This window comes from Methylicorpusculum sp. (genome assembly GCF_030651835.1).
Classification (GTDB): Bacteria; Pseudomonadota; Gammaproteobacteria; order Methylococcales; family Methylomonadaceae; genus Methylicorpusculum.
The window spans coordinates 1-8,265 of record NZ_JAUSBX010000133.1; the positions used below are offsets into that span (position 1 = coordinate 1).

Sequence of the window (8,265 nt, forward strand, 5' to 3'; positions counted from 1 at the left end):
CCCTCCAATTTTAGTGGGTGTAGGTGGTTGATTGAAAAGGCTTCTGCAACAGGGATGTTGCAGAGAGCTACAGGGACGTATTGATGCGTCCTTTGAAATCAAGCACCTACACCCTTAATTCAAAGCGGGCGAGTAGTTACAAGCAAAATACCCAAGGCTGGAGGAAGCTTTTTGAGGATGTCGGCAGCAGGGATGCTGCTGTCAAGCCCCCATGGAAGGGTTTACGGCGTTCCTCGAAAGGCTCTTCCCAGCCCAAAATTACGCTGAAAAAATCAAACTGGCCATTGTTGTCCCAGCCCGCTATCGATGTCGCGTACCTGAATTGGTTGGTTATAATGGGCCTGTTTCGCCCAAGCAGGGTAGAAGCTATCGTCGGCTAGTTGGCTTGCAGATACTGCATGTGCATCCATCACTGTGCAGCCGCCACAGCCCGGACCAAGCAGCAAAATTCAAAAGCAGTCTGTGCATGTTTACCTTAATGACGGTTTGCCAGGTTTCAACCGACCGTCTTCCATTTCGACTATCCTATCAAACACATCCAGTGCGCGGGTATCGTGAGTAACGACGATGACGCCCGCCCCGCTTTCATGCGCGACCTGGGCGAAGAGTTCCATCACCTGGCGGCCGCGGTGACTGTCCAGCGCGGCGGTGGGTTCGTCGGCCAGAATCAGGCTCGGTTGATTGGCCAGTGCCCGCGCCACCGCCACCCGCTGCTGTTGGCCGCCGGACAAAGCATCGGGTAAATTATTGGCGCGGTCGGCTATGCCCAAATGATCGAGTAAATCCATAGCGCGCTGTTTGGCGGAGCGCGCCGGCATGTCGTTGATTTCCATTGCCACCTGCACATTTTCCAACGCGGTTAAAAACGGAATCAGATTGGCTTTTTGAAACACGAAGCCGAGATGTTGCCGGCCGAAGGCGCGCAGATCGATTTTGGCATTCGCACCTTCCATCACCAGCTCGCCATCGATCACGATGCGGCCCGAGGTGGGTGGATTGATCAAGGCCATGGCGGTCAGCAACGTCGATTTACCGGCGCCGCTGGGGCCGAGCAAGGCCATGACTTCACCTCGTGCAACGCTGAGTGAGACATCATTCAACGCGATCACCTCGGTTTGGTCATGGCCATAGATTTTGCTGACACCAATAGCCTCGATGGCTGGCTGTTGTGGGCTGGTGTTCATCAAGCCAGTACCGAATTGGGTTCAACCCGCAAGGCTTTCCATATCCCCAGCAGGCTGGCCAATACGGAAATTGCTACGGTAATGAAGGCCAGCTTGACCAAGTCCGGCGATTCCAGCAGCACCCTTCGCGGAAAATAAGGAAACAGATATTGGCCCAGCCACCATGCCAAGCCGTAACCAAGCATACCCATCAGCAAAGCTTGTTGCAGAATGAGCCCAATAATGACTCGGTTGCGGGCGCCGATCAACTTCAGCATGGCGATGTCATGGATTTTATCCAGTGTTAGCGTATACATGATCAGGGCGATGATGATGGTAGAGATGATTATTAGCAACACACTAAAGAGACCCAATTGTCGCTTGGATTTGTCTACCGTACCTGACAGCAGTAATGCACGTTGTTGCTGGGCGGTGTGGACAGTGATGTCCGGCCAGGCGGAAAGCAGGTTAAGCGTGTGATCAAGGTTGGCACCTGGTTGCAGCGTCACCAAAATCGCGCTAACCTGCGGGGGGGCCAGTTCGGAAAGCGTCGAAGCCGGCCCGGCGGCGCGTTCCAATGACAAGGGTTGAGTACGGCCCAAATCCTGCTTTTCGCTACGCGCGAAGCGTGCCGCACGCTCCAGGCGCACGGCTTCGCCCGGCAGGTCGAACTGGATCGCCATCGCATCGCTGACGGTGAAAAACGCCAGTCCGTCGCCGGCGATACCGGACATACCGCCAGTAATGCCGACCACACGATAGCGGTCTTTACCGAATTTCACGTGCTCGCCCAGCGCCAAACCCAGCGAACGGTCGGCGATCATTTCGTAATGCGCCTGTCCCAAGGCCCGGCCGGCGATCAGCGATACCCATTCGCCTTTGTCATCCGGCCAGGCCAAGCCTTGCACCATCATTCGCAAAGGTTGGCCATGATGTTCGCGCTGAATCGAATGAGATACGAAGCGGCGCGAGCGGGCCACGCCCGGTAAGGCGCGCAACCGATCTTCAAGGTTGGCGGGAATGCGGGAGTTTTCCGCGAATGGCCCGCGCGTCTGGCCTTGCACCACCCACAAATCAGCGCCGATACGATTGACCAGCAAGGTGGCTTCGAAGATCAAGCCGCGATAAATACCGCCCATGCCCATCACGATCATCAGCAACAGGCCAATGCCGACTGTCGTAAACGCGAAGCGACTTAAATTATGTTTGATGTCGCGCAGCGCCAGATTCATTGGGCTTTGACGGCTTGACCGTCGGCTATCGCTGGCTTCGCGTCTTGTGCGGGGATGATGATTTGTTCGTCGACCGCCAAGCCTTCGATGACTTCGCTATGCCGCAAACCCTTCAAGCCCAAACGGATGTCGCGCCAATGCGCCTTGCCGTCCTCGTTGACCATCACGCCCGACTTGCCGGCCCGCCACAGCAAAAACTGTTGCGGAATCGTCAATACATCCTGATAGCGACCGGTTTCAATAAATACTTCCGCGCGTTGGCCAACCGCCCAATTGGTTGGTAATTGTTGCACGCGGACATCGACCAGAAACTCCCGAGTTTCTCTGTCGACTTCTCGTCCCAAACGCGCTACTTCACCGGGATAGGATAGCTCCGGTTCCGAGCGGAAGACCACTCGTGCCGACTGGCCCACTGTCAGCGGCGCCATCGAAGTTTCGTCGACCCAGGCGCTGATCCACATTTCCCGCGTATCGATGAGTTGCAAAATCGATGAACCGGGGACAACGACCACACCCGGATCGCGATCACGACGCACCACCAAACCGTCATAGGGGCTGCGCAATTCGGTAAAGGCCAATTGCTCTTCTCGCAGTCGCAGATTCTTTTCAGCCGACACTACCTGCTTTTGATATTCGGTGACCGATAATTTTGAACGCTTCAATTCGGCTTGAGCGACACCCAGGGTTTCGTTGGCCTTGTCTCGTTCGGACTCAGAGGCAAGCTTCCTCTCGGCGAGTTCGTCGTAACGCTTTTGCTCGGCTTGACCTAACCGGAGCACTGCCTGCGCCCGATCCTGGTCACTGCCGATTCGGTCTACACCAGCACGTGTTGCTGCCAACGATGCCCGCGCAACGGCCACTTGTTGTTGCAATTCGGCGTTATCCAGTCGGGCCAACAATTGTCCGGCCTTCACGGTATCGCCTTGATCCACCAACACTTCGGCGAGGCGCTCTTGAATGCGCGGGCTGAGGGTGGTTTTGATCCGCGCATCAAGGGTGCCGGTGCCCATGACTTCTACGCGTAATTCACCCGGGATGACGGTGTAGGCTATTACCGGCATCGGCTCGAATTTGAGCTTATATATGACAAAGGCTAATACCACGATCGAGAGACTCAACCAGATCAGGTGGCTCGATTTAAGGTTTTTGATGAACGACACGAAATTCCTAAATGGGGTGTATTGCAAGGTGTTGGCGGTTGGCCGAATAACACCCGTAGCTGAAAGTTTAATCTTTCAAATTACTTTTATACGTATAGCCAGCATCCATCCAGGCGGAAATACCCCCAGGCATACGGTACACGTTGGTATAGCCCAGTTTTTGGGTCCAAGTGGCGGCATTATGCGAGCGGCCGCATTGGGTAAAACCGCAATAAATGACGATTTTCTTTCCGGTGTCGGGTCCCAGAACCTTGCGGAAATCATCTGGTGTGAGTGGGTTTGGCATCGCCACATCCTGTTCCCAATGCCCGGAATGCTTGGATTGAAAACCAAAATGCCTGGCGCCGGCGATAAAGGCTAGATTGAATTCTTCGAGAGGGTGGGCATCGATCAGCACGAAGTCTTCCTTGGCATCGAGCATGTGTTTAACTTCGGCGACACTTAACAGCTTATAACCCGCTTCCTGGGTTTCCCTTGCCAATTTAAGAGCCACGGCTTCAATATCGGTTTCTTTCAATAGGCGATTGCCAGCCCATGTGTTGGTGGCCGTTAACAAAAGCAATACGGCCAGAGTGAAGTGTTTTTTCATGGTCTATTTGATGATCCTTTAGGCACAAAATGGGGACTTATGAGAACTTCCAGAACATGGGTGCGTTAGTTAAATCGAAAGGGCTTTCAAGAAGTGACCACCGCACCATACAACAACCCGCACCCCGCGGCCATCACAATTACCAGTAAGACGAAAGCGAGCGTTTTGGTGGTGCCCAGTATACTCCGGATAACCAGCATATTGGGCAGCGACAAAGCCGGTCCGGCCAGCAATAAGGCCAGCGCCGGGCCTTCGCCCATGCCGCTGCCGACCAAGCCTTGAACGATGGGGACTTCGGTCAGTGTAGCGAAATACATGAAGGCGCCGGCAAAAGCGGCAAAGAAGTTGGCGCCGATGGAATTACCGCCCACCGCCGTCGAGACCCATGCCGACGGAATCAGACCCTCGTGGCCGGGGCGACCCAGCAAGGCGCCGGCGATCAATACGCCGAGCAACAGTAACGGCAAAATCTGCTTGGCGTAATCCCAAGCGGTCGCAAACCAGGTGCCGCCTTCGGCTGCGTCGTTGCTGGTGATCCAGGACAGACCCATGACGGCCACCGCAAAAGGCAATAAGGGTTGGCTGCCGAACAGCAACGCTGTTACGGCAGTAATCACGACGACCAATGCCAAGCGGCCTGATGGCAACCGAAACCAGCGGCCCAAGATGATTGCCAGGGCGACGCCGAACAAACCGGTCAGCCACCATTTGACCGCATAAATGGCCTGCCACAGGCCTTCGGTGTTATCCGATTTGGCCCAGTTGGCGAATACCAGAATTAATACCAGCGTGGCCAAAAACAGGCTATTTTGCCAGAGCGGCCGACTGGGTTCTTCTTCCGGCAGCGCGGCTTGTTTTTTGATCTTTTCCAGTTCTTCCTTACGAAACAGATAGGCCATGATCAGGCCAATCACCACGCTGAACACCACCGCGCCTAACGCGCGGGCTAGACCTAACTCCATGCCCAAAATTCGCGCCGTCAAAATGATTGCCAATACATTAATGGCCGGCCCGGAATACAAAAAGGCTATCGCCGGCCCGAGCCCCGCGCCCATCCGGTAAATACCGGCGAACAACGGTAACACGGTGCAGGAACACACCGCCAGAATGGTCCCTGAAACCGACGCCACCGCATAGGCCACACCCTTGGGCGCCGTAGCTCCCAAGTATTTCATCACTGCACCCTGGCTGACAAAGACCGCAATAGCTCCGGCGATGAAGAAGGCCGGGATCAAACATAACAATACGTGTTCTTCGGCATACCAGCGCACCAGATATAAAGACTCCCAGAAGGCATTGTGCAGACGCTCCGAGCTTTGCAGGGTTTCCACCGGGAGGTAAAAACAAACCAAGAAGCCGGCTATGATCAGTAATAGCGCCTTCCATTCGTCACGCCAAAATGAAGTGTTGTTCATGGTTGTTCTCCTTCAGGTTAGGAAATGGTCATCCATAATTTAACGGAATTCCGATTGCTCCGATTCACACAAATGTTACTCCCCTCTTTGAAAAAGAGGGGCTGGGGGAGATTTTTTAATCAGCTTCGTGGTCACTGTCGCTTTAAAGCCAGGTCGATACCGCCAGATAAATGCCGCTAGCTACGAACAGCACGGCGCTAATGCGTCGGAACCACCGTTCGAAGCTGCGGATACGGTCGTAAACCCGGCCCACGCTGCCGATGGCATAGGCGACGATCCAGGCAAACACGATCACCGGCAAACCCGTCGCCAACGCGTAAACCGGCGGTAACCACAGTCCTTGCGGGCTGGATAAGGTCAATGGGATTAACATCCCGAAATACAGCACGGCGCTGTACGGGCAGAATGCCAACGCAAACAGCACGCCCATCAGCAATACGCCCAGATAACTGGACGCGGCGTTATGTTTGCGTAAGGTTTCGGTGAAGCCACCAAACCCGCTAAATGACAGCGGTACGATGTCCAGCAATATTAGCCCGACAACGATCAGCAGCGGCCCCAATAACTTTTCACCCCAACCGCGGAACAGGCTGGCAACTTCGAAGGTACTGGCACCGAAGTATAAGGCCAAGCCCAATCCGGAATAAGCGATCATGCGGCCGAGCGTGTACAGCACACCATTTAGTAATACCCGATGCCGATTCTGCAATTCGCGGCCAATGTAGCCGACAGCGGTGATGTTGGTCGCCAACGGACAGGGGCTGATCGCGGTCATCAAGCCAAGCAGGAAGGCCGAGGCCAGCGGCCACTCGGCTTGATCCAGGAACTGTTGCAATAGCTCCATGGGTTCAGCCTATTGTGGTTGAGCGTCGGTACCAGAAACACCGGCCGCTTCGGGCGTGGGCGATGCCGTACTCGCCGATAGCTGTTGCCGAATGGCGGCCTCCAGCTGCTCGCGAAATGGCTCCGGTTGCTTACGGGCCGTAGCAAAAGCCATTGGCGATAAATTGATCATTTGGCCTTGCGCATTCACCAACAGCAGCGACGAACCCCAAATTTCAAACTTTTTCGCCAACGGTTGGCTTTCTTCTTTTTCCAGATTCAATACCGTCAGTTTTAATACCCCGGCACCCATTTCCGCTTTAAAACTGTCGTCCAGCACACGCCGGGTTTCCTTCTCGATAGCCAAACAAGTTGGGCAGCGCCGTTGGCTATGGAAATAATACACATCGAGTTTTTGGCCGGATTGGGCCACGGCTTGAGCAAACGCCGACGAACAAACCAGCAAGGCCAGCAGGCCGGCCAGTGGGAAAAGTTTTTTCATGATGCCACTCCTTTGTGTCGTTTAAGAAATTAGCCGTGGGAACACGTCTAACCAAGTTCGTTCCTTTCGCCCTATGCGTGTGCTAAGGAATAAGCTCAAAATAACCTCCACAAGCTTGACTGTTTGTGGGGTTCGGTGGCTCGATTGACAGGTGTCGGCGTCAGGGATTGACGCCGTCAAGCCTATACGGACGTATTCACGGCGTCCTGTTAGACGAGCCACCGAACCACCTTCCAGTGTTTGAAGAAGCTGTTTCATGCTCGTTCCTAAGGATTTTGTTGAAAATAAGTTCCCGCGCTCTAGGCATAAATGGCAATGCAGCTTGAACCGCTCCGTGGTTCGGGACGCTGGAGTATCCGTCCCTAGGAGGTTCCCACACCGATCATAGAAAGCATAAGCGTAAGGTATATCTGACGGAATCCTGAGCGTATCAGCCGGTCAACCTAAATGGGCGGCTATTTCATCGGGTGTCAGCACCTTACCCTGACAAACCACCTCGTCATTGACGACCAAGGCCGGCGTTGCCATGACACCGCGTTCGACGATTTGCATCATGTCGGTGATGTGTTCAACCTCGGCGGTCAGGTTACGCGCGGCCACGGCTTCCCGAGCGTTGGCTTCCAGTTGATGGCATTTTTTGCAGCCGGTACCCAGTATTTCAATTTTAACTGTATCGTTCATGGCTTGTTTCCTGTTTGAGTAAATTGGGTTCGATGGCGCCCCAGAGGGCATCGTTGGACGGCTCGAGCAAATCCGATCCACAGAGGGTAATTGCCAGCCGGACGTTTTTACTTTTTAGGCTTTGTATGCCTATAAGATTTAGGCTACAAGTCGTTCTTGAGCTGCCCTATTTTGTCCATTTCATGCTGGGTCGCGAGAGCATCAAGCTTTTCTAGTGGCAGGACTATGAAATACCTGATACGAGTCAGAATAAAATTGAACACCAGTTTAAAAGCATGGTGCTGAGCATCATCATTACCTTGCACTGCCGCAGGGTCTTCAAATCCCCAATAGGCCGTAATTGGCCGCCCAGGCCATACCGGGCAGACTTCACCAGCCGCTTTATCACAAACAGTGATCACAAAATCCATGACGGGTGCATCCGGTGCGGCAAACTCATCCCAGCTTTTACTCCGCAATTCCTCGACTGGATAGTTCAAGGTTTTAATTTGTTCTATCGCTAAAGGATGAACCGTGCCAGTAGGATGACTGCCTGCACTGTACGCGTTGAATCTTCCAGCACCTAGTGTTTAATTGCAGAAATAATATATTATATCAGCTATACTAGGCATTATGCCTAGAAAAGCGATAGAAATAACACTGACCACCGAACAAAAACAACAGCTTGAAAAAATAGTCCGCAGTCATAGTGCCGAGCGTCG

Annotated in this window: 8 protein-coding genes and 1 pseudogene; all 9 read right to left on the reverse strand. The window is 53.8% G+C overall.

Annotated elements, in window-relative coordinates; all coding sequences use genetic code 11:
- Positions 1-470: 470 nt before the first annotated feature.
- Positions 471-1,184: an ABC transporter ATP-binding protein gene (locus tag Q7V32_RS17195; RefSeq protein ID WP_304898214.1), complete on the reverse strand. Its 714-nt coding sequence runs from the start codon at positions 1,182-1,184 to the stop codon at positions 471-473.
- Positions 1,184-2,395, reverse strand: a complete 1,212-nt coding sequence (locus tag Q7V32_RS17200; protein ID WP_304898215.1) for an ABC transporter permease — start codon at positions 2,393-2,395, stop codon at positions 1,184-1,186. Before Q7V32_RS17200 ends, Q7V32_RS17195 begins: the two co-directional genes overlap by 1 nt.
- Positions 2,392-3,456, reverse strand: a complete 1,065-nt coding sequence (locus tag Q7V32_RS17205) for an efflux RND transporter periplasmic adaptor subunit (protein WP_304898216.1) — start codon at positions 3,454-3,456, stop codon at positions 2,392-2,394. Before Q7V32_RS17205 ends, Q7V32_RS17200 begins: the two co-directional genes overlap by 4 nt.
- Positions 3,457-3,622: 166 nt before the next feature.
- Positions 3,623-4,144: a rhodanese-like domain-containing protein gene (locus Q7V32_RS17210; protein WP_304898217.1), complete on the reverse strand. Its 522-nt coding sequence runs from the start codon at positions 4,142-4,144 to the stop codon at positions 3,623-3,625.
- Between the two features lie 86 nt (positions 4,145-4,230).
- Positions 4,231-5,559, reverse strand: coding sequence for a permease (locus tag Q7V32_RS17215; RefSeq protein WP_304898218.1), 1,329 nt, complete (start codon positions 5,557-5,559; stop codon positions 4,231-4,233).
- A gap of 142 nt (positions 5,560-5,701) precedes the next feature.
- On the reverse strand, positions 5,702-6,403 hold the full coding sequence (locus Q7V32_RS17220; RefSeq protein WP_304898219.1) for an aromatic aminobenezylarsenical efflux permease ArsG family transporter: 702 nt from the start codon (positions 6,401-6,403) through the stop codon (positions 5,702-5,704).
- Positions 6,404-6,412: 9 nt separating this feature from the next.
- Entirely contained in the window at positions 6,413-6,883 is a 471-nt protein-coding gene (locus Q7V32_RS17225) for a nitrophenyl compound nitroreductase subunit ArsF family protein (RefSeq protein WP_304898220.1), read from the reverse strand.
- Between the two features lie 438 nt (positions 6,884-7,321).
- A complete protein-coding gene (locus Q7V32_RS17230; protein WP_304898221.1) occupies positions 7,322-7,564 on the reverse strand; it encodes a thioredoxin family protein in 243 nt (80 codons plus the stop codon).
- A gap of 143 nt (positions 7,565-7,707) precedes the next feature.
- Positions 7,708-8,106 (reverse strand): annotated as a pseudogene (locus Q7V32_RS17235) (arsenate reductase ArsC); the annotation flags it as partial.
- Positions 8,107-8,265 lie beyond the last annotated feature (159 nt).

Bases quoted from the DNA above. Each gene is read 5' to 3' on its own strand.
- Q7V32_RS17195 (WP_304898214.1), bottom strand. From the start codon at position 1,184: ATGAACACCAGCCCACAACAGCCAGCCATCGAGGCTATTGGTGTCAGC.
- Q7V32_RS17200 (WP_304898215.1), bottom strand. From the start codon at position 2,395: ATGAATCTGGCGCTGCGCGACATCAAACATAATTTAAGTCGCTTCGCG.
- Q7V32_RS17205 (WP_304898216.1), bottom strand. From the start codon at position 3,456: ATGCCGGTAATAGCCTACACCGTCATCCCGGGTGAATTACGCGTAGAA.
- Q7V32_RS17210 (WP_304898217.1), bottom strand. From the start codon at position 4,144: ATGAAAAAACACTTCACTCTGGCCGTATTGCTTTTGTTAACGGCCACC.
- Q7V32_RS17215 (WP_304898218.1), bottom strand. From the start codon at position 5,559: ATGAACAACACTTCATTTTGGCGTGACGAATGGAAGGCGCTATTACTG.
- Q7V32_RS17220 (WP_304898219.1), bottom strand. From the start codon at position 6,403: ATGGAGCTATTGCAACAGTTCCTGGATCAAGCCGAGTGGCCGCTGGCC.
- Q7V32_RS17225 (WP_304898220.1), bottom strand. From the start codon at position 6,883: ATGAAAAAACTTTTCCCACTGGCCGGCCTGCTGGCCTTGCTGGTTTGT.
- Q7V32_RS17230 (WP_304898221.1), bottom strand. From the start codon at position 7,564: ATGAACGATACAGTTAAAATTGAAATACTGGGTACCGGCTGCAAAAAA.